A 24,574-nucleotide genomic window follows, 5' to 3' on the forward strand; every position below is an offset into this window, starting at 1 on the left:
AGCGGCAGAACACCACGGACGGCTTTATGGTCTGTCTCAGAGGCAACACCACCGAAATCAATCCCTAGGAGGCGATATGAGCTTTTTGAACCCCGTCCCCGTCCCGGCGACGTACTACTCCTCGGCAGATGCCGAGGCACCACAACTGGGCGCCGACCTCACCGGCGGCGTCAAGACCGTGCTTAAGGCCTGCCTGGTCACCGGCTACGGCACGAAACCGGGCGCCGGTTGGACCATGACCGGCGAGGAGGATCACAAGGCTGTCTTTACTGCGCCTGACCCCGCGCCGCAAGTATCCCTCACGGTGGACAGCAGCAACGCGCAATGGACGCTGTTTGACCTCCTGTGGCGCGGCCACAAACAGGGTCTGGTGCCGGCCAAGCACGGCTATATCAAGGCGGCACCCCACGGCGACATCAGCCTGCGCTGGCAGCTTGTCGCCACAAAACGCGGCTTTGCCTTTATCCCGGACTATGTGTACAACAGCCAGAGCAACCAAACCATCTGCTACTTTGGCGGTCTCAACCACAACCTCACCAACCCCGCCGGGCAGGACTTTGCCTTCTATTGCAGCACAAGGAACGGCGGTCTTTATGGCTCCGCCCTCATCAACGATTTACTGTCCGGCTCGCCGTGGGCACTTGGCGCCGGAGATCTGGTCGAGGATGGCAACATCCGGGCACTGGCAGGCTTGCGGTCCCTGATTACTGCGGCCACGGGCGGTGCGCAGGCCATACAGCCACAGGCGGGCGTCGCTGCCAAGACCTATGCCGAAATCTACCTCACCCGTGCCCCGCTTATCCTCGGCAAGCTGCCCGGCCTGATCCTGTGCTCGCATTACGACGACGTGCCCGGCATCACCACGATTGACGGCTCACCGCACCGCTGGATCTATACGCGGCAGAACAATCCCTTACGTGAGACTGAAAGCGACATGATCGGACTAGGCCTGCTGGTGAATCTCGACGAATGGGTGTACTGATGATAGACCGTCTCTATTACAGCACCGATGCCAAGCGCAAGGCCTACTTTGCCGGGTTGGAGGATGGCATTGTTACTGCCGGCGGACAAGCCGCGTGCAAACCGCTGCTGGTGCTGGACGCGCATACGATGGAAGTCGTTACCACTGCCCGCTCGCTGGATAACGGGCGCTACCTGGTGCGCGGTCTTGAGGCCGGCAAGGAGTACCTGCTGATGGCGCGCGACACGCAGCGCGGCTATGACCCCTGCTGCTACGACTACATCAAGCCCGCCACTACCCTTGACGGCAACGGACAAGTCGAGTTGTGGGCGTCATGGCTGTAACGCCCGACCGGTTGTCGCTGCCACTGACAGCAGCGGCAACCTCACCACCTGCCGACCACCTGCCGTTACCTCTGGGCGGAACGGCGCCACCACCGCCAAAGCCGCCACCCAAACCACAACCTAAATGGATAAAAATCAGCGGTTGCGCTGTCGTCACGACTGCGCCGACAGTAGATGTGACTGCCTGCCTCGAACAGCACACCCGCGTCGTCCCCGTCGCTACCTGCCTGGCCGCGAACCACACGCCGATGCTGGACGTCGTGCGCTGCCTGACCTTTGCTGTCGCCGGATTACCGTCGCTCACCGCCTGCACCCAGGCCGCAACCACACCGACCTACCGCCTCGCCACCTGCCTGCCGGTCACCCTCAACACCTATCCGCGCCTGGGTAACTGCGCCATCCCCCCAATCGGCACCGCGCCACCGCTTGCCAACTGCGCAAGCGCCATGCAGCCAGGCAACCCCCTGCTCAAAGGCTGCAAAACGCCACGCATCACCATCGCGCCGCCGCTTGTCAACTGCAACCGCCAGTACGGCTGGGGGCCGCTGCTCGCCCATTGCCACAGCCTGCGCTACCAGCGCGCCGTGCGTCCCCCCTGCGAGTACTACCCCATCCCGCTACCGCCACCGCCGCCGGACGTCTCGCCCTGCCGGGTGCGCCCGCCGCCGTACCGCCTGCCGCTGCCGTTTACGCGGCGCCGCATTAACCGCGACCCATCCCGTCTGCTACTGCCGCTGCGCTGCTGGCACGACAGCGACACCACCGACCTGCCCACCCTGCCCGGATACATCATGCACAACCGCATCACTGCCGAATTTAACGGCCAGACCTTACAAATCCTCGCCCTTAGCCTCAAAGCCGACACCGACGGCTACTGCTGGCAGGGCGACCTCACCCTCGCCCCCGCCGACTTCGCCAAGTTGCAAATGGACACACGCAAAGCGGGCGACGAGGCTGTCATCACCCTGCGCATCAACCACCAGCGCTGGGACATCCTCGCCGAAGACTACCGTGACACGCGGCGCTTCATCGGCCACAGCTACACCATTACGGGCAGATCCATCACTGCCAAACTGGGCGCGGACTACACGCAGGGGCGGCATATCAAGTACGAACAAAGCCGCTACGCACGGCAAATCGCCGACGAACAGTTACAGCCGACGCCCTACACCATCGCGGGCTGGGACGCGGTGGACTGGCTCGTCCCCGGTGACAACTACACCGTGAGCGGCCAAACCCCGATTGCCGTCGTGATGGACATCGCGCAGGCCATCGGTGCCTTTGTCGAGAGCCACCCCTATGAGCCGCAACTCTTCGTGCGCCCCGTCTGGCAAAAAGCGGCGTGGGAAAAACCGACACCGGCGCTCACCATTCCGTCCAACCTTATCCTCAGCGTCAGTGGGCAACGCCGCATCAGCGAGCGCTGCAACGGTGTGCGCGTGGTCGGCAAAGGCGCAACCGCCAAAGGCGCGCTGGTATGGCGTGAAGGCACGAACCAGACGCCGGAGGCAGCACTACGCGAACACGCCCTCTACACCGACGAAACCGCACACCGTGCCGCAGGCATCCATGCCCTGTCCGAAACCGGTACGCACAAAATCGAGACCGTCACCTTGCCCTGGGCAGAAAAATACCAACTGCCGCTGGCGAGCCTCGGCGCAGTGTGGGCATTCACCGAAGCGGGGAAAACATGGCAGGGCGTCATCAAGGGTATCCAGGTGGACGTGACACTGGATAACAACGCGCCTGTCGTTACACAAACGCTCACCATCGACCGCTACATGGGGGACTGATATGAACATCCGCCAGCAATTTGAGAGCCTGCTCAACCCCAAACGGCGCATGACCGCGAAAATCACCGGCGGCAAAGGCGCGAACGTGTGGGTAGCCGAGACCCCGACCGGCGCTGTGGTCGTCCTCACCGGACAAGGACAAATCGGGCAGCATGTGTACTACAACGCCTACACCCTGGAAATCGAAGGTGAAGCCCCGGCGGTGACGTGGGCGGAAATCAAGGTGTGATCAGGTGCCGCGTGGGCGTTTCCTGTTTTTCCTCCTCAAATGAGGCGATGATGCGCTTGCTCGCTGTGGCACAATAAGCGGGTACCCTTCCAAAGTACCTACCCATCCACAATACCTATTGCGGCCAAGCCGCAAATCCCAAACTAGTCTAATCGCCGCTTTATGCGGCGATTTTTATCATGGCCTTCAGTCAATCAACTGGAGACTCCCATGCCCAAAAAGCACAACAAAATGGCCATCTGGTACGTCATCAGCGCCGTGCTGCTCGTCGTCCTAGCCATCATCGCCCGCCAGCAAATTGGCCTCTTGCTGCTCAAAACCATCTACATCAGCATCGCTCTTGCCCTTGGCTACTACGCCGACCGCACCATCTTTGCCGCTTATCGCCCGTTTGAAATGCGCCAAGAGCCCATCGTCTTTGCGGCGGTCATGATTCGCCGCGCGTTGCTCGTCTCTGCCGTCGTCCTCGCCTTTGCCATCGGACTGTAATCATGCGGCGCACCCTACAACTCCTCGCGTTTGTCGTCGCGGCGGTCGGTTGCCAATGGGCAACCGCCGCCGATGACTGGCAGACCCGCTCCCGCGTCTGGCAGCGCGACCTCGTCCGCGAAGCGCGCGCCGTCTGGGGCATTGACGCGCCTGTGCCGGTGATGGCCGGGCAAATCCATCAGGAGAGCCTGTGGCGCGCGCACGCCCGCTCCAAGTACGCATCCGGCCTCGCCCAATTTACCCCGGACACCGAAGCGTGGATTAAAGCGGCCTATCCGCAGGCGCTTGCCGTCGGCAATGCCTTTGATCCGCGCTGGGCGATCCGTGCGCTCGTTACCTACGACCACCACCTCTATCAGCGCATCCGTGCAGCCAATGACTGCGAGCGCTGGGCGATGACGCTCTCGGCGTATAACGGCGGCCTCGGCTGGTTGCAACGTGACCAGCGCCTTGCCGCCCAGCGCGGCGCCGACCCGCTGCGCTGGTGGGGCAATGTCGAGCGCTACAGCCGCCGTGCCAAATGGGCGATTGCCGAGAACCGCGGCTACCCGCGCGCCATCATCTACCAGCATCAGGCGCTCTATCGCGATTGGGGCGGGGGGATGGTATGCGCACGCTGACCATCGTCCTGATTGCCACGGGCATCATCGCCACCCTCGGCGGTTATATCCACCGCCTACGCGGACAGCTTGCGAGCGAGCAGGCGACGGTGGCAGCACTCACCGCCGCCAACAAGGCGCTTGCCGATGAGTACGCCGCCGCCGATGCGGCTTATCAGGCGTTAATCGCAACCACGTCGCAAATAGCGACGCAATACCGCCCCGCCATCCACCGCGTGCAACAAGCCCCGGCGCATGACGATGCCCCGGTGGCGCCGGTATTGCGGCAAGCGCTGGAGGATTTGCCATGAGAGCCATTGCCCTGCTGCTTGCCATCAGTCTCACCGCCTGCGCGCGCGACATCCCGCGCTACCACCCCATCGCCGTGCCGACCGGCCTCACCGCGCCGGTTGTCACCCCCGAAAAACCCGACCCGCAGCGCGCGACGCAGCGCGATGTCGCCCGCTACCTCATCGAGCAGCATCAGGCGCTCACCACCTGCAACGCGCGCCTTACGGTCATCCGCCAATGGAGCGAGCAATGGACGAGGCCGACCGCGCCGCAGCGCTAATCGAGGCGACCACTGCCAACGCGCTTGCCCGCATTCAGGCGGCGCAACAGCAGGCCGGACAGGCGGAGTGCGCGGATTGCGGCGAACCCATACCCGCCGCACGTCGCGCCGCCAACCCCGCCGCCATCCGCTGCCGCGAATGCCAGGAAATCTACGAAAGGAGACACCGTGGGAAGCCCTAACATCCCGTTATGGAAGTTTATTTTTGACATTATCCAGACCACATTTACCGTCGGCATCACCATCTACGTCTGGATACTCTCGAAACACAAGGCGAATGCCAGCCGCATTGCCGCGCTGGAAGACAAGGCGACCGAAGAACTCGGCCAGGTCAAAAACCGCCTGACCGAACTGGAAACGCGCCTCGAGCACCTGCCGAACCGGGAAGCCATCGGCAACATCCACAAGCGCCTCGACCGGCAGGCGGAGACCCTGCACAAGATGGAGGGGGCGCTCGATGGTGTCAATGACACCAGCAAACTCATCCTCGAAGTGCTCTTGAAAGGAGACAAATCATGATGCAAGACGCCGTGCGCGCTTACCGCCGCCGCGCCATATTGAGCCTGCTTGAATACGACAGCGACTATCGCCTGTCGCTCGATATGCTCGACCTCTGCCTGGAACAAACCGGGCAGAACATCACCTACGACCAGCTGCAAACCGAAATCGGCTGGCTGGAAGAACAGGGCTATATCAGCCGCAGCCATCCGTCGCCGAACCTGACGATGGTGACATTGACCGACCGCGGCCTTGAAATCGCGCGTGGCAAAGCGCGGGCGCATGGCATCCGTGACCTGCGCCCGTCCGAACTGCGCGACATTGAGGCGCGTCGCTGATGGCGGCAAACAGCATCAAGACGTTGCCGCCTGCGCTCTTGGAACAGTTGCAGGGCTGGCTGCGCGACCCGGCCATCACCCAGCTGGAGGCGACCGAGCGGCTGAATGCCGTCCTCGCCGAGCTGGGCGAAAAACCGCGCAGCAAAAGCGCGGTCAATCGCTATGCGCTGAAAATGAGCGAGGTTGGCGCGAAAATCCAGCAATCGCGCGAGATTGCCGACATGTGGATTGCCCGCTTTGGTAACCAGCCACAAGGCAAGGTGGGCGCGCTTTTGAACGAACTGGTGCGCAACCTCGCCTTTGAAACCGCGTTGCAATTATCGGAAGACGAAGAACCGGCACACCCCGGCCTCTTGAAAGACTTGGCGCAGGCGATAGAAAAGCTGGAGCGCGCATCCACCATCAACGACAAACGCCAGCGCGAAATCGAGCAGGCCGCCTTGGCGCGTGCCGCCGCCGACGTCGAAGCCACCGCCAAATCGCAGGGGCTATCCGATGAGGCGGTCGAACTCATCAAACAGCGCATCTTGGGGGGCTGAGATGGCTGGCGTCCTCCTGCCCTACCAAATGCAATGGATTAACGACCCAACCCCGGTGCGTGTCTACGAAAAATCGCGGCGTATCGGTATCAGCTGGTCAACCGCCGCCGAGGCGGCATTGGTAGCGGCGGCTGCCTCCGGCATGGACGTCTGGTACATCGGCTACAACAAGGACATGGCCGAAGAATTTATCCGCGACAGCGCCGACTGGATTGGCCATTACCAGTTGGTCGCCGAGGCGGTCAGCGAGGAGATACTCAACGACGGCGACAAGGACATCCTGACCTTTGTCATCCGCTGCGCGTCGGGCTACCGCATCACCGCCTTATCGTCGCGCCCCTCCAACCTGCGCGGCAAACAGGGCTACGTCATCATTGACGAGGCCGCCTTCCACGACCAGCTCGACGAACTCATCAAAGCCGCCATTGCCCTGCTCATGTGGGGCGGCAAGGTCGCCATCATCAGTACCCACGACGGCGTCGATAACCCCTTCAACCAGCTCTGCCAGGACATCCGTGGCGGGCGAAAACCCTACGCCCTGCACCGCACCACCTTCGACGAGGCGGTCGCGCAAGGCCTCTACCGCCGCATTTGCCAAGTGCGCGGCATGGAGTGGACAGCGGCGGGGGAGGCGGCATGGACGGCGGGCATCTACGAACAATACGGCGCGGACGCCGACGAAGAGCTGCGCGTTATCCCTTCTAACAGCGGCGGCGCGGTACTCTCGCGCAGCCTGCTGGAGCTGCGTGCCGACCCCGTCCCCATCCTGCGCCTTGCCCAGCCCGACGGCTGGGCAGAATACCCGGCAGAGCTGCGCTCGGCCGATATCGCCGACTGGTGCGAGCGCGAATTGCGCCCGTTGCTGGCCACGCTAGACGGCACGCGCGAACACGTCTTTGGCATGGATTTCGCGCGGCACGGCGACCTCTCGGTACTGGTGCCGCTGCAAATCGCCGCCGATACCCGCCGCCATGTGCCGTTTGCGGTCGAGTTGCGCAACATCCCGCACGCGCAACAGCGGCAAATCGTCTATTACCTGCTCGACCGCCTGCCACGCCTGACTGCGGCGTGGTTTGACGCAAGCGGCAACGGCGAGTACCTCGCCGAGGCCGCACACGACCGCTACGGCAACCGCGTCGCACAAATCAAACTCTCCAACGCCTGGTACAGCGAGCATATGCCGCCGCTGGTGGCAGCACTGGAAGATGACGCGCTACGCATCCCCAAAGACGCCGACATCATCGACGACCTGCGCGCGCTGGAGCGCATCGACGGCGTCATCAAACTGGGACGGCGCAGCGGCAAAGCGGGCGAGCGCCACGGCGACGCCGCCATCGCCCTCTGCCTTGCCTACGCAGCATCCAGGAGTGACACCGTCCTGCCTGTCGAAGTTGTCGTTGAAGACCTGCCGCCACAAGCAACCGCAGACTATCCCGTACCGGTCTACCGGGATTACTGACCTCCAAGGAGCACCACATGTCCATCATTCACGGTACGTTTACCTATGACACCAGCGGCAAGCAGTTATGCTTGCATTCCGAACAGCCCCTGACCGTGCTTGACATCCGCCTGCCGGGTGATACGGCCAGCAGTGTTTATGACAACGACGGCATGGAAGTGCGGCAATACAGCCGCGTGACCCTGTGGCTGGAACAGACGGCTGACGGCACCATGCCGCGTTTGGCGACCGCCACCCCCGCCCCGCCGGCGCGGAGATGTCGCCCGGGCAATGCTCTGCTCAGGCTGCTGTGCCTGCCCTCCTGCCTAGCTCAGGCCGCTGCATTTACCCAAAAACAGCACCAGCAACCCTGCGGCGACGGTGAATATCAGCGCCCGCCCCGTGCTGCGTTCGTGCCAGAGTTTTGTGCTGTTTGGCGCTGCGCCCACCGTCGCATCATGGTCGGTTGGCTGCTGATTGCCACCATCCTGGGCACCCTGTTCCTCGGCAGTCAGTTGCTCTAAATAATCCAGCCCTGCTGCCGTGGGGCCACGGACCACCACATCCAGAATCCGGCCATAATCCTCACGCCGCTTGCTCCGCCGGGTGGCGGCATGCAGCAACCCCCGCTCTTGCAGATAGGCGACTTCGTCAAACATATCGGGGCTGGGCTGCACGCCACGCAGCAGCTGCACATGAATTTTTTGTCTGGGGGTCATGCGGTGTCCGGGGGAAGGGAAAAGGACATCATACCCAATATTTACAACCGCGTTGCAAATGGCGTATAGTGCTTCGCGAGGCGTCGAAAACCTCGTAAACAGCGGTCTCCCGCATCCGACATTGTGGTTTTTTTATGCCCGTATGGGCGACCCTGTTATGCCGGGGGGGCAGAGAATACAACACCCGCAAGGGGAATCATCTCGGCTGACTGTTTACAGCTTTCGAACGCCCCGGCACCCCTACAACAGGGAATCTTCGAAAAACTTAAACAGGAGTCAGTCATGACCAGCTACAAAGAACCCCTGGTTCGCTTCTCCGGTAACCGCCTGATTACCACCTCACTTGCCGTCTCTAATCACTTTCAGCGCAATCATCGAGATGTGCTTACCACTATCCGCTCACTTGATTGCTCGCCCGAATTTAGAGAGCGAAATTTTACGCTCTCCTCGTACACGACCAGTCAGGGCAAATCACAGCCGATGTACGAAATCACCCGCGACGGCTTTTCCTTCCTCTGCATGGGCTTTACCGGCGCGCAGGCGGCGGCGTGGAAAGAAAAATACATTGCCGCCTTCAATGTGATGGAGCAGGAACTGCAACAGCCCGCCAGCCGCCTTGAAACCCATATGGCGCAGCTGGCGGCCGGCATGAACACGCTGCTGGCGCAGAACCGGATGGTGCACAAATACATCGCCCTGCTGGAAATGAACCAGAAGGGCAGGCGCCGCATCAAGCGCGAAGACGAGGCCATCATCCTGCAATTGCGCGACGAGGGCTTGAGCCAGGCCGATATTGCCCGTCTCTTGCGTATTTCCGCCACCGCCGTCAACCGCATCATCCACGGCGAATACCGCTTTTCCGACAGCCCCGCCGGCAAGGGCATCAGCGAGCTGCTCGAAGAAATGCTGGCGCGCGAACAGCAGCAGCTGGCCGCCACCCTCGGCCTGCCGGAGGTGCCCCATGCCTAATGTTTCCCCCGACGACCGCGAAGACGCCCTGCGCATGGCTTCCGCCGTGCTGGCCCTGATTGAAGACCTGACCGCCAACCAGCGCGAAGATACCGTCACCATCCATGCCCCCGGCCTCTACTATCTCGCCAGCCTCACTCGCAGCGAGCTCGACAAGTACTACTGACCGCCCCGACAGCGCCCCTTTGTGGGGCGCTTTTTTTCGCAAACTGCTCTACTCGCCGCCCGGCTCCACCCGCCTTATCCTGCCGCAAACCCCAGGAGCCGTGCCATGTCCCGCAAGAAGAAACCTGCCCGTATCCCCGCCAAACCCACCTCGGCTTCCACCGAGGTGGCCATCGAACGCAACCTGACTACCCTGGAAAGCATCGACAAGGTGCTCACTGACCGCCTTGGCGGCGATAGCAGTGCCTACCGCGACCTGCTCACCGATACTACCGTCACCGGCACATGGACGCAGCGGCAGACGGCGCTAACCAAGATGGAGCGACAGATTGTCCCCTATGACGCCAACAATGCCGCCGATGTCGAGGCGGCAAAGTTTGTCGAGGCACAGTTGAGCCGCATCAACTTCGACCACATCCTCAAGGCTATGCACTGGGGCGTGTTCTACGGTCTGGCCGTAGGTGAAGCGATGTGGGATATTGAGGACGGCAAGGTGGTTTTGGCCGATGTGCTGGTGCGTGACCGTAGCAAATTCAAATTCGACATCAAGCAACAGCTGCTCTACACCGGCAACGGCGGCGACGAGGTCATGCCACCGCGCAAATTCTGGACGTTTTCCGCCGGCGGCGATACCACCGACAACCCCTACGGCTTGGGACTGGCGCACTACCTCTACTGGCCGGTGCTCTTCAAAAAGGCGAACGTGAAGTTTTGGCTGGTCGGCAACGAAAAGGCCGCCACCTCGGTACCGCATGGCAGCTTTGACCCGCGCTCGCCCACCGTTGAGCGCGACAAACAGCAACTGCTTGCCGCCCTGGTCGGCATCAAGAATGCCGCCGCGACAGTGACACCGCTGGGCACGACGATTGAACTGCTCAAGGGAGAATCCGGCAGCGCCGACTACAAGACCCTTTGCACCTACATGGACGAGGCCATTGCGCTCGTTACCCTCGGCCAGGTCATGACCTCGCAGGCTGTCGGCGGGCAGTACAAGGCCGAAGTGCAAAACGAAGTCAAGCAGGACATCATCAAGGCCGACGCCGATCTGCTCTGCGCTTCGTTTAACGCCAGCATTGCCACATGGCTCACCGAGTGGAATTTTCCGGGGGCGCGCCCGCCGAAGCTGTGGCTGCGTACCGAGGAAGTCAAGGACACCGCCACCATCGCCGCCACTTACGCCAAGCTGGCCGTCCTCGGCTACCGCCCGACACTGGAGACCATTGAGGAGACCTTTGGCGGCAAATGGGAAACCATGCAGCCGGTGGCATCAAGCCAAGCCGGAGAATCGGCTACCGACTTTGCCGAAGGAGACGACGAAGCCCCCGATACCGCCGATCACCTCGCCGACCGCCTCGCTCGCGAACTCGCCCCGCACGGGCAGGCGTGGCTGGACAAAATCGCCGCCGAACTCGCCGCATCGGAAACGCTGTTGCAATTCCGTGAGCGGCTGGACGCCCTGGCGCCGCAGCTCTCGCTGGATGATTATGCGGCGGTGCTGGCGCGCGCCTCGACCGTCGCCCATCTTGCCGGGCGCGCTGAAGTGCAGGACGAAGGTAGGGCACCATGACCGTCGCCTACGGCAAACTGCCGTTTGAGGAGCAGCTGCGTTTTTTCCGCAACAAGCTGAACATCCCGACTGAAAGCTATGCCGACATCTACGGCGCCGAACACGACCACGCCTTTGTCGTCGCCGGCGCCAACCGCCTCGACCTGCTGGCGGACTTCCGCACTGCCGTGGACAAGGCCATTGCCGACGGCACCACGCTGGAAGAATTCCGCCGCGACTTCGACGCCATCGTCGCCAAATACGGCTGGGAGTACAACGGCGGACGTGACTGGCGCAGCCGCATCATCTACGACACCAACCTGCACAGCAGCTATCAGGCCGGGCGCTACGAACAGCAGCGCGAGGCCAGCCACTACCGGCCCTACTGGGAATACAAGCACCGCGAGGGACAGCGTCACCCCCGCCCGGAACACGAAGCCTGGGATGGCCTTGTCTTGCACTGCGACGACCCGTGGTGGCAGACGCATTACCCCATCAACGCCTACGGCTGCAAATGCACGGTCATCGCGCACAACGCACGCAGCCTCGCCAAGCGCGGTCTGAAAGTCGGTACCGCGCCGCCAACCGAATATGAAGAGCGGGTCATCGGCAAGAATAGCGCCAACCCGCGCACGGTGCAGGTACCGAAAGGGCTGGACCCCGGCTTTGACCACATCCCCGGTGCCAGCCGCGACAAATCTCCGACACAGTTTTTCTTTGACAAGGCGAAGGGCTTGCCACCGCTGCTCAGTAGCACTTCGGTCTCTTCCCTGTTATCCAATCCCCAGGCACGCGGTATGCTCAACCGTGAAGTCGCGGCCATGGTGGACAAGCTCGTGCGGGATGGCGTATCACGAGGCGCCAGTCTCTCCGTTGGCGCCATCGCGCCGGGCATCATCAAGGCGCTGGATCAGCGCGGCCTGACACCGTCCACATCCGTCATCACCTTGCGCGATCAGGATGTTTTGCACGCGTTACGTCCGGGTAAACACCAGCCCTTGCCAGTGCAATTCTGGCGGGATCTCGCGGATCATCTGATGACCCCGGAACGCGTACTGCTGATGAAAAACGAGAATCCGCCGGTGCTGCTTTATGTGTACGACTTGGGCGGGGACAAGGGCAAGATTGCACTAAAAATGGATTACGACCTTGCAGTCAAAACGCCGCAAGGCAAAAGAAAGGTGAAGGGAAACATTGTGCGCACTGGCTCAATGTTGCTGACACAGGCCGAAATAAACAGCCTCAAAGGAGAAATAGCCATTTGGCAAAAATAAACAGTAACGGGAGCATCAGGACGGGCAGGATTCGAACCTGCACTATGAAGAAAGGCAGCTTGTTGTTTTACCCCGTTGTATAAAACAGCAAACCTTAAGCCAAGCTCCCCACTCACCTTAATTGGGCCCTTCGCCCTAATGCTTGCCTAGAAGTATACGCCAAAAACACACAGGAAATCATGAAGGGCTGCGGTTTGCCTGATTCGAACAGGATCATAGTGGCGATCACTAACCTTTCCAGTAGGAAACCCCCGCAGCCTGTGAATGCGATGCTGTGCCGGGGCGGATTCGAACCACCGTAACCGCACACCAGCCGCGTGAAAGTGCATTCCTGCTTCCAGCGCGTCCTTAAGGTGCCCGTCCCGTCTGCCTGAATGGGGCTCTACGGCGAAGCATCTGCCAGCCATACTACATCCTGAAAAACACCATGCCAACACTCACCATTACCAACCAGCAAATGGTCGCCGCCCTTGCCAAGCTCAAGGTGGCGGGATTTCTCGATAAGGCCTTCTTTTCCGCCATCGGTGAGGCACTGATGATTTCCACCGCCGAGCGTTTCGACCGCGAGGAAGCACCGGACGGCACACCGTGGGAACCTCTCTCGCCCAAGTACCGGCAGCGCAAGATGCAGATTTTCGGCGAGGACAAAATCCTGCGTTTGCGCGGCTATCTGCGCGACACCATCCGCTATCAGGCTTCCGATACCGAGCTGCGCCTCGGCAGCAACCGCGTCTATGCCGCTTTGCATCAATTCGGCGGCCCCTTCCGCGCCTTCGGTACGCATGATGCCGTCATGCCCGCCCGTCCCTATCTCGGTCTCTCGAACGAAGACCAGCAGGAAATCCTCGACACCGTGCAGGATGCCTTTACTGCCATGACGCCCTGAGCGGCGTTTTCAGGCGTTGTATGGCAAAAGGTGGGCAAGTATTGCCGCGCGTCCGTAAAACGCCGCCTGCCCCATTTAGCAAACGCCAGAAAAGCCCATCCGTCCCGCTTGCGTGACCGGCATTTTAACCATCCGGTTGAAATGGTCGCGCAGCTCGCGAAATCCCTGCTGCAATTCCCCAACTTGTCTAGTCGCTGCCCCCATGCGCCGTCCCGATAATCGGCGGCATGGACAGAATCGCAATTTTCAAAACCGGTCACCACGCCGCCACCTCCGGCGAGACGCTTGACGCCACAGCGGACTACGTCCGCGCCATCGCTGCCGCCTACGACCCTGCGCTGCACGAGGCGCCGGTCGTTATCGGCCATCCCAAGGACAACGCCCCGGCTTTCGGCTGGGTGCGCGCGCTTACCTTCGACGAAGGCAGCGGCACGCTCTATGCCGACCTTGCACAAGTCGAGCCGCAATTTGCCGCGCTACTGGCGGCTGGGCGCTTCAAGAAACGCAGCGCCTCCATCTACGACCCCGACCATCCCAACAACCCCACCCCCGGCAAGCCGTATCTGCGCCATGTCGGTTTCTTGGGCGCGCAGCCGCCGGCAGTCAAAGGCCTGGCCGATTTTGCCGCCGCCGCAGCGCCCGTGTACGAATTCGGCGATCCCGCCGCAACACCCCCACCCCCTACGGAGATGCCCATGAATGAAGACGAACTGAAGAAGAAAGAAGAGGAACTTGCCGCGCGCGAGAAAGAGCTCGCCGACCGCGAAGCTGCAGTGAAGCGGCGCGAAGAAGAACTCGCCGCCGAAGAAGCCGCGCGCGAGCAGGCCGAAGCCGATGACTATGCCGAAGGGCTGGTGAAGGCCGGCAAATTGCTGCCGGGTGAAAAAGCCGCCGTGGTCTCGGTACTGCTCACCGGCAAAGACGCCACCTTCGACTTCGCCGAGGGCGGCAAGAGGGTGCAGAAACGCACCAGCGACGGCATTAAAGCCGTGCTCGACCGCCTGCCGGCCACGGTGGACTTCGCCGAACGCACCCCGGAAGACCCGAACAAGCGCACCCTGCCACAAGCGGGCGACGGCAACGACGAAGACAAAGCCGCCGCTGCGCTGGAGAAGAAAATCCAGGACTTCGCCGATAAAAAAGGCCTGACCTTTGCCCAGGCTGCCGCCCAATTCCAGGAGTAACCCATGCCACAAGCCAACATCCTCTCCCTCGGCATCAACCTCAAAGAAGCCGTCAAGCGCGGCCAGCTCGTCAGCATGACCGGCGAACTCGCCACTACCGGCAGCAAAGAACCCATCGGCGTCGCGCAGTACGACGGCAAGGCGGGGGAGCGTATCCCGGCCATCGCCCTCGGCCTTGCCGACATCACCGCCAGCGGCCTTGCCGTCGGCGACGGAGTCAAGGCCAACGCCGGCAATGCGGAAAAGGCCACCGGCGCCGCTGAAGCCTTTGCCATCGTCCACAGCGTCGAGGGCAGCCGCGTCGAAATCTTCATCAAGTAAGGAGCATCCATGTCACAAAGTGAATTCAAGCGCCTGCGCGTCGTTGACACCATCCTCACCAAAGTCGTCCTCGGCTACAACCTCGACCAGGAATTTTCCGGTCACCATCTTTTCCCGGATGTCAGCGTCAGCGCAATGGGCGGCAAAATCATCAAATTCGGCAAAGAATCCTACATCGTCACCGATACCACCCGCGCCCCCGGCGAAACCGTGCGTAGTATCGGCATCATCTATAGCAGCGACGATTACGCCCTCGTCAACCGCCTCCTCGAAGGGACAGTGCCGGAAGAGTTTGCCACCGAGATGAACAAGGTGCCGGGCATCAACGCGCAAACCCTGGCCGTCAATCAGGTCATGCAAAAAATGCGTCTCGAAGGCGAGGTAAAAAAAGCCAAGCTGGCTACTACCGCCAGCCTCTATGCCACCGGCCACACCGAAGCGCTCACCGGCAACGATATGTGGGATAACGCTGCTTCCAAGCCGCTTGACGCCATCCGGGACGCCAAGGCAAAAATCCGCAAGGCAACCGGGCGCTATCCGAATGTGTTGCACCTCGATATCTACGCTTACGAGGCGCTGAAAACCCATCCAAAAATCCTGGAACAATTCAAATACACCGGCAAGACCAGTATTACCAGCGACATGCTTGCGTCCTACTTCGACATTGACACTGTCGTTGTCGCCAAGGCTGTTTCCGTCGCCGACAAGGATGCGCCCTTTGCCGAAGTGTGGGGCAACAACACCATCCTTGCCTACGTCCCCCCTGCTGCCATGCGCGCGCAGGCCGTGCCGTCCTTTGGCTACAACTACGTCCTCACCGGTACGCCCAAAGTGGAAAAGGGCTACTTCGAGAACAGCGACCGCTCGTGGCACTACCCGGTGGCAATGGCCGATCAGGCCGTTCTGACCGATAACAGCGCCGGTTTCCTCTTCACCAACACCGCCACCATCAAGTAAGGAGGCCATATGCGCTATACCGTATTGCAACCCCTGCGCCATAACGGCACACGCTACGAGGCCGGAGACGTGATAGACGACATTGACGATGCCGTTGCCGCCGGACTTATCGAACGCGGCCTTATCCTGCTCGCGGATATCGGCGAGGCCCTGCAACAGGACATCGCCCCGGCGCCGGCCAATGAACCGGAACCGGCCAATGCTCCCCCGGCAGAAGCCCATGAACCGACAGAAGCGGCCAACGACCCCGTAGCGGTAGAGGGCGAACTGGAACTGACGCCGGAAGTCGTCGTCGGCATCCTTTACGAAGAAAAACCGGACCGCAAACCGACGCTGAAAAAGGCCGTTGAAATGCTGGAAAGGCACCGCGACGCCGGCACAACCGAAGACGGCATCCGCCTTACCATCGACCCACAGACGCTCACGCAGGAAATGCTGGATACCGCCTGGATTCTCTACCTCGACCCCGGTGACGCGGCATGACCTACTGCACGCCGCTGGAACTCATCGCCCACGCCAACCGCGCCAGTCTCATCGGGCAGTTGGCGGGCAGCGACTACGCGCCGCTACCCGCCGCCGATGATGTGCAGCAATATTTCACGCAGGGCATCGTTGCGCCGGGCTACGAACAGGCGCTCTCCGACCTGAAAGCGCGCGTCGAGCAGGCCATCAGTCTTGCCGCTGGCGACATCGACGGCTACCTGACGCTATTGCCGGATATGCGCTTTCCAGTGGAAACGCTGAAAGCGGCGTGCATGGACATGGCGCTGTACCGCCTCTTCGACAGCCTTGACGACAAATCTGTGGTCAAGCAGCTCAACGATGCGCGCCACGCCTTCTTCAACCGCCTCATCACCGGCGCCGCCGCGAAAAGACAGGAGACCGCTTACGGCACTGCGCAAACCAGCGGCCCTGACGCCTACTGGACCGACGACCGACTGCGGGGGTACTGATATGACCAATTTCTTCGCCCCGCGCGACACACTCATCCGCCACCTGCGTCTGCTGATTGACAGCAACACCCTGCGCAGCGTCGAAAGCGCCAACGAATTTGCCGACTTGCTCGACGGCAAGCTGCCCTTTGTCCACCGCGCCGCCTATGTGGTTTATGACAAATACAGCAACGTTTCGGTGCAGGGCCGTACGCAGAAAATGACGCAGCATTACACCGTCTATCTCGTCATGCGCCACGCCCGCCGCGCCGAACCCGATATGGAGGCAGGCACCGTCCTGGCCGCGCTGATGGCGCACGTCGAAGGCCTTGCCGTCAGCGACGGCGACACCCACACCAATCCCGGATACGGCAAGCGCTTCACCCTCGGCGTTGCCGACGATGCCTTCTATCGCCCCGATGGCTGGGGCATCTATCCGGCCTCCTTCACCATTGACATCATCAACCTACGGAGCAGTTAAATGCCAACCCTCAACAGCATCCTTAACGACCACGGCTTTATCGGCACTGGTGTGCCGTATTTCATCCCGGACGACCCCAATACCCCGGCGTTTTACCTCGGTAATCCCGTCTCGGCCAAGATCGCGCAGTCCTCCGACGTCAAAACCCGCAAATCGCGGCGTAAACACGATGCCGGTGCCATTCTTGACAGTATCACCACCCCGAAAGCACCGGACGTCACCATTCAAACCGACACCTTCCAGCCGCTCACTTGGGCGATGGCGATGATGGGTAAGGCTGTGGATGTGACCACCACCGTGCAAACCGTCGCTGATGAACCCGTCAAAGCCCGCCTCAGCGGTTACCACAAACTGGCGCATGGCGACATTGACCCCGCTACCGTCGAAGTCAAAAAGGGCGGCTCAACCATCGCGGCGGCCAAGTACACCCTCAATACCGAGGTGGGCCTGCTGCAAATCACTGATGGCACGGCAGCCGCCGAAGGCGACGACATTACCGTCAGCTACAAGACCCTGGCCCTCAACAAAGTGGCCGTGGATGGTGCCCGTGTCAGCAGCTTCAAGGGAGCGCTCATCATCGACGGGCAAAACGAAGTGACCAAGAAACGCGCCAAACTCACCCTGCCGAACGTCTCGCTGGCCGTTGATGGCGAACTGGACTGGTTCAGTGACGACTTCAACAGCGTCACCATGAAAGGCACGGCGGCTGTCGGCAAAAACGGTGAAGCCCCATTTACCATTGAACTGTATGAATAAGAGGCACCCCCATGACTGGATTACCCACTACCACGCCAGCGGAGAACAGTGTGCCGGTGCGTCTCACCGCCGACACCACTATCGGCAATGTACCGATGAAAGCAGGCGCCACCGTCGCCGTCGCTCCCGACACCGCTGACTGGCTGGTGCAACACGGCGCGGCGGCCATCATCCGTGAAGAGCGGAAGGAGGACGGCTATCGAAAGAAGTGAATAACACAGCGCTTATATGAATTTACGTTAGGCGGCTGCAGCAATGTGGCCGCTTTTCCGGCGGCAGGATGGACAGCAAAACCGCCGACCGTCGGCAGTTTCTTACTGTTGTTTTTACCTATCCCTTTGTTTTTTGACGATATGATTTTTTTTGCAGTGCCGACCGTCGGCGTTTTGACTTTCATCACCGACCACGCCGGATGGTTCTCGATGCTCCTGCTCTATCCATTATGGCGGCGTCTGGCTGCGCTGGCATGGATAATGATCCGAGAATGGCTGCGCCCGACGCGCACGATTGTCATCCGCCACTGGCGCGGCAAACCCCTGCCACAGCCCGTTGTCCTTGACCTGAGCAGCAAAGAACCCCTGGTCAGTCAGCTCAAGAAAATAAGGCAGGAGGAGGATTGATGTTTTCCTGCAAAAACCGGCGACGTGCCGCCGCTTTTAATCCGCCATTTTTGGCTATCCTGTTGTTTTTACTGATTGTTGCAAAATAAAAGCGGCGACTGTCGCCGCTTTTGTTGGCATCCCTACTTCTTGCGCGAGACTGAGAGATGCCTTTCCAAAAACCGCCAGCAGATGGCGGTTTTTTTATGTTGCTTCTTCCAATCTATTGTTATTTATAGATTTACTGTTTTGACAAACCGCCAGCGCTGGCGGTTTTTACTTCTTGCGCAGCAGTTTCCGTAAGGATCCTGCCGCCACATCAATCGCATCATCATCCATTTGCGCAGCCAGTAGCATCAGATCCAGTAGCTTAGGGTTGCCAATCTCCTGCACCACCGCCCGCACAGCCTCGCGGCTGCGCAACAGGGCCAATTCTCGCCGCTCCTGCTGCACGCGGCGGTTGACCTCGGCATTCAGCGCCAGCTGGAAACGTTCGTCTTCGGGCACTTCTTCCCCGTCGCGCCAGTAGGGGGCGAGCATATTGGCGCGGAACAGCGCCTGTGCCTGCGCGTCCTGCCGCAGTCCGGTGAGGATGTAAGTCGCATCCGCACCTAGGTTAATGAAATTTCTCAGCACTTTGCCATCTAAGTCTGATGTGCCTTTCTCGTAGCGAATCCATTGCTGGCGCCTTATTCCGCATTTCTCTGCGACTTCTTCTTGGGTAAGTCCCAGTCTAAGCCTTTCTTCTTTAATGCGTTTTTCTTTGCTATCTTTCAATGTAACACCAATGGTACATAAATCATTTGACAATGTACGATGAATCGTACAAACTAACCTTATCCAAACAACAACCCATAAGCGAGAACACAACATGAACGCTCTGGAAATCAAACAAGCCCTTGGCGCCAAAGGCTACAGCCTGCGCATGCTGGCTGCCGCGCTGGATGTGCATCCGGCCACCGTCAGCCAGACCATCAACCGCAACGGCACCAGCCACCGTGTGGCGCGCGCCATTGCCAAGGTGCTGGACTGTGATCTCTATCAGGTTTTCCCCGACTACCGCGACTGCTACCCGATCCCGGAAAAGAAGAGCGAAGTCATAGAAAACCTTAGAAAAATCATAGGGTAATTATAGCAGAAAGCGCTATTTGCAACCACGTTTCAAATAAGGAAGCCACTATGTCCATCAAGCAATTAATCCCCGCTGAGCTGATCGAAACTGACGCCCACGGCAACAACTTCACCACCAGTCTCAAGGTGGCGGCCTATTTCGGCAAAAAACACCTGCACGTCCTGCGCGATATTGCCCACCGTATAGCCATCATCGCCGCCGTTAGCGGGGGCGGCAGTACATCTAAACCTGGATGCATTGAGGGTGAAGGACAATCCAAATCTGGATTGTCCCCGAACGGCGTAATTTTGCGCCGTCAGGCACGACTGCCTGGATTTTGGCTGTCCTCGTATCAAAACGAGCAAGGCAAGACGCAGCCGATGTATCGCCTTGACCGTGATGCCTTTGTCTTCTTGGTCATGCGCTGGAGCGGGGATCGGGCGGCGAAATGCCAGCTGGATTTCCTCGATGCCTTCAATGAAATGGAAGCGCGCCTGCACGCGCAGGAGAACCGCGAAGCAGCCGCCTTCTACCGCCTGCGCGCGCCGTGGCAGCAGGTGGTGGCGGGTACCCTGCTGGGGCGCAGCCGCAGCGAGATTGCTGCCGAAGCAGGCTATGCCTCGCCGCACAGCATCAGCGCCGTGCGCCGCCGCCTGCGTGAGCTGGGCGTGCTGCTTGAGGAAGAAGAGGAAGAACGGGCATGAACGCGGTTGAAGGCTTTTCCAGTACGCAGATGCGCGGCTACGCCGTCTTCAAGGCGCTGTTCGGCCACGAACAGAACGGTATCAGCTGCCAGCAGTTGGCCGAGCGTTTTGACACGGGGCGGGCAGTAATGCTGCGCGATTTGCAAACCCTCGCCGCCGCCGGCCTCGCCGAGCAACTGCCGAACAAGAATTGGCGCGTCTCGATGATGTACGGACGCGAGGCCGTCAAAATTTTCAACGCCATTCAAGCGGCGCGGACACGGCTGGAAGAAGCCAGCAAGCGCTACGGTGTGGATGAAATATCTGAAGAAACGTTTATCCGTTATCAATATTGAAACAGGAGGAATCCCCTATGGCTAAAGCGAAAGAAGTCCAGTTTGCGCAGGCCGCCGCCGCAGATGTCGCCGTCATGCAGGTATACGAGCAGAATGCCCGCCAGCTCAATCAGGAGCAGCTTGGCATGAACCGCCTGCTCGGGCGGATAGAGGCAACACAGGCCATATCCGCCTTTATCGAGACCGTCAGCCTGGCACAGATTGCCAAGATCAAGGAGGAGAAAGGTTATCGCGCCCTGAAGGATCAGGTGATGCTGATCGACGGGGTGGAAGTCCGTCTGGATACTTGGGAAGGCTTCTGCAAAGCACTGGGATCAAGTCGGGAGAACATGGACTTGAAATTAGGAAATTTGCGGGCTCTTGGTGAATCTGCTCTTGCGCGGGCACAAGAACTGGGCATGACCACACGTGATTTACGCAAGCTGCGTCAACTGGATGCCAGTGATCAGAAGGTCGTGATTGGTGAGCTGGAAGCAGCCGTCGGCGACAAGGACGCCATCATCGACCTGATTACCGACATGAGCGCGCGCCACGTCAAGGAGAAAGAAGCGATGCAAAAGGCGCTGGACGAGCAGCGCGCCGAGGCCAAGGCCACCGCCCGCATCCTCGCCGACAAGGACGAGCGCATCAAGACGCTGCAAAAGCAAATTGTCCGGCAGGAGAACCGCACGATGGACGAGCAGCAGGAGGACGACCTGCACGCCCTCGACCTCGCCGTGGTGGAGTTTCTGAAACCCCGCGCCGCGCTGGAGGATGCCATCGCCGCCTGTCTCAACTATGAAGACAACGCTATGCACCTGCACGCCGCCAATGCCCTGCATGAGCTGAAGGAAGCCATCGTGCAGATTCAAATCCGCTTTGCACTGGGTGATGTCACCAATCCGGATGACAGCTGGATGAATGTGACGGAAGAAGACATCCAGGCGGCCAATGAATTGAAGTAGTGATGCTATGAGCGCGGAGTACCTGATGGAACTGATCGCAAAACTCGACGCCGCACCGCACGGCGAGCGTGACGGCCTGGTCTGTGCCGCCGCCGCTGCACTTGGCAAATCCAAAATGACGGTGTACCGCATGCTGAAGAAACTGGGCTGGACGTCCGGGCGCAAGACCCGCACCGACCACGGCAAGAGCAGCATCAGTGATGACGCCATCAAGCAGGTGGCGGCGCTGAAGCGCGCCGCCGACCGCAAGAACGGCAAGGCAATGATGAGCACCAATCTCGCTGTGGAGATTGCCGCCGAAAACGGCATTCTCGATAAAAACTACCACCCCGCCACCGTCAACCGCGTCCTGCGCGAAAAGGGCATGACGCAGGCGCAGATGCGCCGCGCCACGCCGCATGTGACCCTGGCCACCGCCCACCCCAATCATATGTGGCAGGTGGACCCGTCTTTCTGTGTGCTCTATTACCTGCGCGACGGCGGCGGCATGGCGGTAATGGACGAGGCGCAATTCTACAAGAACAAGCCGGACAACTTCGCGAAGATAGCCAGCAAGCGTGTGCTGCGCTATGTCGCGGTGGACCATTGCAGCGGTGCTTTCTACTGCCGTTATTACAACGTCCCCGGCGAGAACGCCGAAACGATGTTTGATTTCCTGATGCATGCGATGGGGCCGAAAGACAAGCAGCACAACCCCTTCGAGGGTGTGCCACGCCTCTTGTACTGGGACAAGGGGAGCGCCAACGGCTCGTCGCTGATTATCAACCTGCTACGCGGCCTCGGCATTGAGTGGCACGCCCACATCAAGGGCAACAGCCGCGCCAAGGGTAGCGTTGAGAAGCACAACGACATCATCGAGCGCGCCTTTGAATCGCGTCTGGCCTTCACCCACATCCAGTCCATTGAGCAGTTGAATGCCTGCTGCGAGCAATGGCAACGCCGTTTTCAGGCCGAGCAGCGACACAGCCGCCACGGCATGACCCGCTTTGCCGCATGGCGCAGGATTACGCCGGAGCAGCTGATTGCCCGCCCACCTTTGGAAATCTGCCGCATTCTCCTCACCAGTGAACCGCAGGAACGCATGGTCGGCGGGAATTACCACATCAGCTTCGCTATTGACGGCTACGGCAGCCAGCAATACCGCGTCGCCGACGTGGATAACGTCCGCATCGGCGAGAAGGTGCTGGTGCAGGTCAACCCCTACGCCGCACCGAGCATTTGGGTATCGCACCCCGACCGCTTTGGCACGATGCAACGCTATGAAATCGCGCCGCTGGCCAAAGACGCATGGGGCTTCACCGCCGATGCTGTGCCGATGGACGGACACTTTCAGCAAGCCCCGCTCACCACGACCGACCGCATCCGTCAGGATCTGGACGAACTGGCATGGGGGACGCGCGACCAGCAGGCCATCGACAAGCTGCGCAACACGAAAAGCGCCCCGGCATTTGGCGGACGTGTGGACACGATGGACTACCTCGGCAAGCCCGCCGCGACACCATCCAAAATCCTGCACATGCCGCGCCACGGCAAGCCGCGTCAGGTTGAGCAGACCGCGCCGCAGGTGCTGGATGTCAATCCCGCCTTTGTCCCCGCAGAGGTCAAGCGCGAGGAGCGGGTGCTGCCCATCATCGAATTCATCCGCTACTGCGCGCGCGAGATGACCATTACCCCGGAACTTAGCGAGGAAATCCGCGCTGCTTACCCGAACGGCCTGCCGGAAAGCGCTTATGAAGACGCGCTCAAGTGCTTGTTGCAACCGAGCCTGCTGGAGGTGACCGCATGAACCTCGCCGCCATCCTCACCGCCTACGGCATCAGCCAGCCGCAGCTGGCCGCCGGGATCATGAAATCCGACGGCAAGCCGTACAGCACTGCCGCCATCAACCGCATTGTCCGCCACGGCGAATACCCGAAATCCGCTGACCGCGACGCCATCCGCGCACAGATACAAGACCGCCTTGCCGCCCTCGGTGTGACCGAGACCGTGGCATGGCCAACTGAAAAAACCAACACATGGGAGTACCCGGAAATGCAAGCCTTAACCCAACAAGCGCGGCAGGCCTTCGGCCTTTTTCGCAGCCCGTTTGTGGATGATGTCCAGACCCGCGAGGACGTCTATTTGAGCGACGAACAGCGCTACATACGCCAAAACATGCTTTTTGCCGCCAAGCAGTCGGGATTCATCGCCATCATCGGCGAATCCGGCGCCGGCAAGACCACGCTCAAGCGCGACCTGATCGAGGGCATCAAGCAGGAGAACGAGTCGGTCATCATCATCCAGCCGCAAAGCATTGATAAAACCCGCCTCACCGTCGCCCACCTGTGCGACGCCATCATTGAGGACGTCTCACAGGGAACGGCCACACCGCGCCGCACGATGGAAGCCAAGGCGCGGCAAATCCAGCGCCTGCTCACCGACAGCAGCCGTGCTGGCAATAAACACTGTCTCATCATTGACGAGGCGCACGACCTCACCATCGCCATGCTGAAGTACCTCAAACGCTTTTGGGAGCTGGAAGACGGGATGCGCCGCCTGCTCGGCATCGTCCTCATCGGCCAGCCGGAACTCAAACTGAAGCTGTCCGAACGCAACGCCGACCTGCGCGAAGTGGTGCGCCGCTGCGAGCAGATTGAGCTGCAGCCACTCAACGCCTACGTTGAGGACTACCTCAAGCACAAATTCAAACGCGCCGGCAAAGACTACGGCGAAATCTTCGCCGCTGACGCGGCAAGTGGCCTGACCCAGCGCCTGACGCGGCAGAACGGCAAGCAAACCGTCTCCATGCTCTATCCGCTGGTGGTCAACAACACCGTGATTTGCGCCCTCAACGAAGCGGCCAAACTAGGCTACCGCCAAGTCACCGCCGATATTTTCAACGCCATTTGAGGA

General features: G+C 60.5%; 35 protein-coding genes. 34 read left to right on the forward strand and 1 reads right to left on the reverse strand.

Going from position 1 to position 24,574, the window contains the following annotated elements; translation table 11 throughout:
- Positions 1–76: 76 nt before the first annotated feature.
- From Q0562_RS01915 to Q0562_RS02050, 28 genes are all read left to right on the forward strand, one after another.
- Positions 77–982 carry a hypothetical protein gene (locus Q0562_RS01915; RefSeq protein ID WP_298640405.1) on the forward strand — a complete coding sequence of 302 codons (906 nt, stop codon included), beginning with the start codon at positions 77–79 and terminating at the stop codon, positions 980–982.
- Positions 982–1,305 (forward strand): hypothetical protein, encoded by a 324-nt coding sequence (locus Q0562_RS01920; RefSeq protein ID WP_298640408.1) that lies wholly within the window; start codon positions 982–984, stop codon positions 1,303–1,305. The genes Q0562_RS01915 and Q0562_RS01920 overlap by 1 nt, the downstream gene beginning before the upstream one ends.
- On the forward strand, positions 1,296–3,098 hold the full coding sequence (locus Q0562_RS01925; RefSeq protein WP_298640411.1) for a hypothetical protein: 1,803 nt from the start codon (positions 1,296–1,298) through the stop codon (positions 3,096–3,098). Before Q0562_RS01920 ends, Q0562_RS01925 begins: the two co-directional genes overlap by 10 nt.
- 1 nt (position 3,099) lies before the next feature.
- The gene (locus tag Q0562_RS01930) at positions 3,100–3,327 is read left to right on the forward strand and encodes a hypothetical protein (RefSeq protein WP_298640413.1); all 228 of its coding nucleotides are present in this window, start codon (positions 3,100–3,102) and stop codon (positions 3,325–3,327) included.
- Positions 3,328–3,537: 210 nt separating this feature from the next.
- Positions 3,538–3,816: a lipoprotein gene (locus Q0562_RS01935; RefSeq protein ID WP_004141446.1), complete on the forward strand. Its 279-nt coding sequence runs from the start codon at positions 3,538–3,540 to the stop codon at positions 3,814–3,816.
- A gap of 2 nt (positions 3,817–3,818) precedes the next feature.
- Positions 3,819–4,436, forward strand: coding sequence for a transglycosylase SLT domain-containing protein (locus tag Q0562_RS01940; protein ID WP_298640422.1), 618 nt, complete (start codon positions 3,819–3,821; stop codon positions 4,434–4,436).
- A complete protein-coding gene (locus Q0562_RS01945; RefSeq protein WP_298640425.1) occupies positions 4,424–4,726 on the forward strand; it encodes a hypothetical protein in 303 nt (100 codons plus the stop codon). The genes Q0562_RS01940 and Q0562_RS01945 overlap by 13 nt, the downstream gene beginning before the upstream one ends.
- The gene (locus Q0562_RS01950) at positions 4,723–4,986 is read left to right on the forward strand and encodes a hypothetical protein (RefSeq protein WP_281838005.1); all 264 of its coding nucleotides are present in this window, start codon (positions 4,723–4,725) and stop codon (positions 4,984–4,986) included. The genes Q0562_RS01945 and Q0562_RS01950 overlap by 4 nt, the downstream gene beginning before the upstream one ends.
- Positions 4,956–5,168 carry a TraR/DksA C4-type zinc finger protein gene (locus tag Q0562_RS01955; protein WP_281838007.1) on the forward strand — a complete coding sequence of 71 codons (213 nt, stop codon included), beginning with the start codon at positions 4,956–4,958 and terminating at the stop codon, positions 5,166–5,168. Before Q0562_RS01950 ends, Q0562_RS01955 begins: the two co-directional genes overlap by 31 nt.
- The gene (locus Q0562_RS01960) at positions 5,155–5,505 is read left to right on the forward strand and encodes a DUF2730 family protein (protein WP_004141457.1); all 351 of its coding nucleotides are present in this window, start codon (positions 5,155–5,157) and stop codon (positions 5,503–5,505) included. The genes Q0562_RS01955 and Q0562_RS01960 overlap by 14 nt, the downstream gene beginning before the upstream one ends.
- On the forward strand, positions 5,502–5,822 hold the full coding sequence (locus Q0562_RS01965; RefSeq protein WP_048713041.1) for a hypothetical protein: 321 nt from the start codon (positions 5,502–5,504) through the stop codon (positions 5,820–5,822). The genes Q0562_RS01960 and Q0562_RS01965 overlap by 4 nt, the downstream gene beginning before the upstream one ends.
- Entirely contained in the window at positions 5,822–6,361 is a 540-nt protein-coding gene (locus tag Q0562_RS01970) for a DUF3486 family protein (RefSeq protein ID WP_004141461.1), read from the forward strand. Before Q0562_RS01965 ends, Q0562_RS01970 begins: the two co-directional genes overlap by 1 nt.
- A 1-nt stretch (position 6,362) precedes the next feature.
- On the forward strand, positions 6,363–7,820 hold the full coding sequence (locus tag Q0562_RS01975) for a hypothetical protein (protein ID WP_298640441.1): 1,458 nt from the start codon (positions 6,363–6,365) through the stop codon (positions 7,818–7,820).
- A gap of 17 nt (positions 7,821–7,837) precedes the next feature.
- Positions 7,838–8,323: a hypothetical protein gene (locus Q0562_RS01980; RefSeq protein ID WP_298640443.1), complete on the forward strand. Its 486-nt coding sequence runs from the start codon at positions 7,838–7,840 to the stop codon at positions 8,321–8,323.
- A 477-nt stretch (positions 8,324–8,800) separates the two neighbouring features.
- Positions 8,801–9,487, forward strand: coding sequence for a Rha family transcriptional regulator (locus Q0562_RS01985; RefSeq protein WP_298640445.1), 687 nt, complete (start codon positions 8,801–8,803; stop codon positions 9,485–9,487).
- Complete coding sequence (locus Q0562_RS01990) at positions 9,480–9,653, forward strand: hypothetical protein (RefSeq protein ID WP_298640447.1); 174 nt, start codon at positions 9,480–9,482, stop codon at positions 9,651–9,653. Before Q0562_RS01985 ends, Q0562_RS01990 begins: the two co-directional genes overlap by 8 nt.
- 105 nt (positions 9,654–9,758) lie before the next feature.
- The gene (locus tag Q0562_RS01995) at positions 9,759–11,219 is read left to right on the forward strand and encodes a DUF935 family protein (RefSeq protein WP_298640451.1); all 1,461 of its coding nucleotides are present in this window, start codon (positions 9,759–9,761) and stop codon (positions 11,217–11,219) included.
- The gene (locus Q0562_RS02000) at positions 11,216–12,472 is read left to right on the forward strand and encodes a phage minor head protein (RefSeq protein ID WP_298640454.1); all 1,257 of its coding nucleotides are present in this window, start codon (positions 11,216–11,218) and stop codon (positions 12,470–12,472) included. Before Q0562_RS01995 ends, Q0562_RS02000 begins: the two co-directional genes overlap by 4 nt.
- 427 nt (positions 12,473–12,899) lie before the next feature.
- Entirely contained in the window at positions 12,900–13,358 is a 459-nt protein-coding gene (locus Q0562_RS02005) for a phage virion morphogenesis protein (RefSeq protein ID WP_298640457.1), read from the forward strand.
- Positions 13,359–13,585: 227 nt separating this feature from the next.
- Positions 13,586–14,542: a hypothetical protein gene (locus Q0562_RS02010; protein ID WP_298640460.1), complete on the forward strand. Its 957-nt coding sequence runs from the start codon at positions 13,586–13,588 to the stop codon at positions 14,540–14,542.
- A gap of 3 nt (positions 14,543–14,545) precedes the next feature.
- The gene (locus Q0562_RS02015) at positions 14,546–14,863 is read left to right on the forward strand and encodes a capsid cement protein (protein ID WP_298640462.1); all 318 of its coding nucleotides are present in this window, start codon (positions 14,546–14,548) and stop codon (positions 14,861–14,863) included.
- Positions 14,864–14,872: 9 nt separating this feature from the next.
- On the forward strand, positions 14,873–15,820 hold the full coding sequence (locus Q0562_RS02020) for a major capsid protein (RefSeq protein WP_298640464.1): 948 nt from the start codon (positions 14,873–14,875) through the stop codon (positions 15,818–15,820).
- Between the two features lie 9 nt (positions 15,821–15,829).
- Positions 15,830–16,303, forward strand: coding sequence for a hypothetical protein (locus Q0562_RS02025; RefSeq protein ID WP_298640466.1), 474 nt, complete (start codon positions 15,830–15,832; stop codon positions 16,301–16,303).
- Positions 16,300–16,773, forward strand: coding sequence for a phage protein Gp36 family protein (locus tag Q0562_RS02030; RefSeq protein ID WP_298640468.1), 474 nt, complete (start codon positions 16,300–16,302; stop codon positions 16,771–16,773). Before Q0562_RS02025 ends, Q0562_RS02030 begins: the two co-directional genes overlap by 4 nt.
- A 1-nt stretch (position 16,774) precedes the next feature.
- Positions 16,775–17,233: a hypothetical protein gene (locus Q0562_RS02035; protein WP_298640471.1), complete on the forward strand. Its 459-nt coding sequence runs from the start codon at positions 16,775–16,777 to the stop codon at positions 17,231–17,233.
- The gene (locus Q0562_RS02040; RefSeq protein ID WP_298640473.1) at positions 17,234–17,989 is read left to right on the forward strand and encodes a hypothetical protein; all 756 of its coding nucleotides are present in this window, start codon (positions 17,234–17,236) and stop codon (positions 17,987–17,989) included.
- 11 nt (positions 17,990–18,000) lie between these two features.
- A complete protein-coding gene (locus Q0562_RS02045) occupies positions 18,001–18,201 on the forward strand; it encodes a hypothetical protein (RefSeq protein WP_147293446.1) in 201 nt (66 codons plus the stop codon).
- A gap of 45 nt (positions 18,202–18,246) precedes the next feature.
- Positions 18,247–18,609: a hypothetical protein gene (locus tag Q0562_RS02050; RefSeq protein WP_298640480.1), complete on the forward strand. Its 363-nt coding sequence runs from the start codon at positions 18,247–18,249 to the stop codon at positions 18,607–18,609.
- A gap of 255 nt (positions 18,610–18,864) precedes the next feature.
- Here the strand turns inward: Q0562_RS02050 and Q0562_RS02055 are convergent, their stop codons facing one another.
- Positions 18,865–19,365: a helix-turn-helix domain-containing protein gene (locus Q0562_RS02055; protein WP_298640483.1), complete on the reverse strand. Its 501-nt coding sequence runs from the start codon at positions 19,363–19,365 to the stop codon at positions 18,865–18,867.
- A 94-nt stretch (positions 19,366–19,459) separates the two neighbouring features.
- Between Q0562_RS02055 and Q0562_RS02060 the strand changes: the two genes are divergently transcribed.
- Genes Q0562_RS02060 through Q0562_RS02085 form a run of 6 tightly spaced genes read left to right on the forward strand, consistent with a single transcriptional unit; the run spans position 19,460 to position 24,571 of the window.
- Complete coding sequence (locus Q0562_RS02060) at positions 19,460–19,717, forward strand: helix-turn-helix transcriptional regulator (protein ID WP_298640485.1); 258 nt, start codon at positions 19,460–19,462, stop codon at positions 19,715–19,717.
- A gap of 50 nt (positions 19,718–19,767) precedes the next feature.
- On the forward strand, positions 19,768–20,403 hold the full coding sequence (locus Q0562_RS02065) for a Rha family transcriptional regulator (protein ID WP_298640488.1): 636 nt from the start codon (positions 19,768–19,770) through the stop codon (positions 20,401–20,403).
- A complete protein-coding gene (locus tag Q0562_RS02070) occupies positions 20,400–20,738 on the forward strand; it encodes a hypothetical protein (protein WP_298640491.1) in 339 nt (112 codons plus the stop codon). The genes Q0562_RS02065 and Q0562_RS02070 overlap by 4 nt, the downstream gene beginning before the upstream one ends.
- 17 nt (positions 20,739–20,755) lie before the next feature.
- Positions 20,756–21,682, forward strand: a complete 927-nt coding sequence (locus Q0562_RS02075) for a hypothetical protein (RefSeq protein WP_298640494.1) — start codon at positions 20,756–20,758, stop codon at positions 21,680–21,682.
- A 25-nt stretch (positions 21,683–21,707) separates the two neighbouring features.
- Entirely contained in the window at positions 21,708–23,468 is a 1,761-nt protein-coding gene (locus tag Q0562_RS02080; RefSeq protein ID WP_298640497.1) for a hypothetical protein, read from the forward strand.
- Complete coding sequence (locus Q0562_RS02085) at positions 23,465–24,571, forward strand: AAA family ATPase (protein ID WP_298640500.1); 1,107 nt, start codon at positions 23,465–23,467, stop codon at positions 24,569–24,571. Before Q0562_RS02080 ends, Q0562_RS02085 begins: the two co-directional genes overlap by 4 nt.
- Positions 24,572–24,574 lie beyond the last annotated feature (3 nt).

The organism is uncultured Cardiobacterium sp., assembly GCF_938028825.1.
Lineage (GTDB): Bacteria > Pseudomonadota > Gammaproteobacteria > Cardiobacteriales > Cardiobacteriaceae > Cardiobacterium.

Excerpts from the sequence above, each read along its gene's own strand:
- Q0562_RS01915 (WP_298640405.1), top strand. The coding sequence starts at position 77 with ATGAGCTTTTTGAACCCCGTCCCCGTCCCGGCGACGTACTACTCCTCG.
- Q0562_RS01920 (WP_298640408.1), top strand. The coding sequence starts at position 982 with ATGATAGACCGTCTCTATTACAGCACCGATGCCAAGCGCAAGGCCTAC.
- Q0562_RS01925 (WP_298640411.1), top strand. The coding sequence starts at position 1,296 with ATGGCTGTAACGCCCGACCGGTTGTCGCTGCCACTGACAGCAGCGGCA.
- Q0562_RS01930 (WP_298640413.1), top strand. The coding sequence starts at position 3,100 with ATGAACATCCGCCAGCAATTTGAGAGCCTGCTCAACCCCAAACGGCGC.
- Q0562_RS01935 (WP_004141446.1), top strand. The coding sequence starts at position 3,538 with ATGCCCAAAAAGCACAACAAAATGGCCATCTGGTACGTCATCAGCGCC.
- Q0562_RS01940 (WP_298640422.1), top strand. The coding sequence starts at position 3,819 with ATGCGGCGCACCCTACAACTCCTCGCGTTTGTCGTCGCGGCGGTCGGT.
- Q0562_RS01945 (WP_298640425.1), top strand. The coding sequence starts at position 4,424 with ATGCGCACGCTGACCATCGTCCTGATTGCCACGGGCATCATCGCCACC.
- Q0562_RS01950 (WP_281838005.1), top strand. The coding sequence starts at position 4,723 with ATGAGAGCCATTGCCCTGCTGCTTGCCATCAGTCTCACCGCCTGCGCG.
- Q0562_RS01955 (WP_281838007.1), top strand. The coding sequence starts at position 4,956 with ATGGACGAGGCCGACCGCGCCGCAGCGCTAATCGAGGCGACCACTGCC.
- Q0562_RS01965 (WP_048713041.1), top strand. The coding sequence starts at position 5,502 with ATGATGCAAGACGCCGTGCGCGCTTACCGCCGCCGCGCCATATTGAGC.
- Q0562_RS01970 (WP_004141461.1), top strand. The coding sequence starts at position 5,822 with ATGGCGGCAAACAGCATCAAGACGTTGCCGCCTGCGCTCTTGGAACAG.
- Q0562_RS01975 (WP_298640441.1), top strand. The coding sequence starts at position 6,363 with ATGGCTGGCGTCCTCCTGCCCTACCAAATGCAATGGATTAACGACCCA.
- Q0562_RS01980 (WP_298640443.1), top strand. The coding sequence starts at position 7,838 with ATGTCCATCATTCACGGTACGTTTACCTATGACACCAGCGGCAAGCAG.
- Q0562_RS01985 (WP_298640445.1), top strand. The coding sequence starts at position 8,801 with ATGACCAGCTACAAAGAACCCCTGGTTCGCTTCTCCGGTAACCGCCTG.
- Q0562_RS01990 (WP_298640447.1), top strand. The coding sequence starts at position 9,480 with ATGCCTAATGTTTCCCCCGACGACCGCGAAGACGCCCTGCGCATGGCT.
- Q0562_RS01995 (WP_298640451.1), top strand. The coding sequence starts at position 9,759 with ATGTCCCGCAAGAAGAAACCTGCCCGTATCCCCGCCAAACCCACCTCG.
- Q0562_RS02000 (WP_298640454.1), top strand. The coding sequence starts at position 11,216 with ATGACCGTCGCCTACGGCAAACTGCCGTTTGAGGAGCAGCTGCGTTTT.
- Q0562_RS02005 (WP_298640457.1), top strand. The coding sequence starts at position 12,900 with ATGCCAACACTCACCATTACCAACCAGCAAATGGTCGCCGCCCTTGCC.
- Q0562_RS02010 (WP_298640460.1), top strand. The coding sequence starts at position 13,586 with ATGGACAGAATCGCAATTTTCAAAACCGGTCACCACGCCGCCACCTCC.
- Q0562_RS02015 (WP_298640462.1), top strand. The coding sequence starts at position 14,546 with ATGCCACAAGCCAACATCCTCTCCCTCGGCATCAACCTCAAAGAAGCC.
- Q0562_RS02020 (WP_298640464.1), top strand. The coding sequence starts at position 14,873 with ATGTCACAAAGTGAATTCAAGCGCCTGCGCGTCGTTGACACCATCCTC.
- Q0562_RS02025 (WP_298640466.1), top strand. The coding sequence starts at position 15,830 with ATGCGCTATACCGTATTGCAACCCCTGCGCCATAACGGCACACGCTAC.
- Q0562_RS02030 (WP_298640468.1), top strand. The coding sequence starts at position 16,300 with ATGACCTACTGCACGCCGCTGGAACTCATCGCCCACGCCAACCGCGCC.
- Q0562_RS02035 (WP_298640471.1), top strand. The coding sequence starts at position 16,775 with ATGACCAATTTCTTCGCCCCGCGCGACACACTCATCCGCCACCTGCGT.
- Q0562_RS02040 (WP_298640473.1), top strand. The coding sequence starts at position 17,234 with ATGCCAACCCTCAACAGCATCCTTAACGACCACGGCTTTATCGGCACT.
- Q0562_RS02045 (WP_147293446.1), top strand. The coding sequence starts at position 18,001 with ATGACTGGATTACCCACTACCACGCCAGCGGAGAACAGTGTGCCGGTG.
- Q0562_RS02060 (WP_298640485.1), top strand. The coding sequence starts at position 19,460 with ATGAACGCTCTGGAAATCAAACAAGCCCTTGGCGCCAAAGGCTACAGC.
- Q0562_RS02065 (WP_298640488.1), top strand. The coding sequence starts at position 19,768 with ATGTCCATCAAGCAATTAATCCCCGCTGAGCTGATCGAAACTGACGCC.
- Q0562_RS02070 (WP_298640491.1), top strand. The coding sequence starts at position 20,400 with ATGAACGCGGTTGAAGGCTTTTCCAGTACGCAGATGCGCGGCTACGCC.
- Q0562_RS02075 (WP_298640494.1), top strand. The coding sequence starts at position 20,756 with ATGGCTAAAGCGAAAGAAGTCCAGTTTGCGCAGGCCGCCGCCGCAGAT.
- Q0562_RS02080 (WP_298640497.1), top strand. The coding sequence starts at position 21,708 with ATGGAACTGATCGCAAAACTCGACGCCGCACCGCACGGCGAGCGTGAC.
- Q0562_RS02085 (WP_298640500.1), top strand. The coding sequence starts at position 23,465 with ATGAACCTCGCCGCCATCCTCACCGCCTACGGCATCAGCCAGCCGCAG.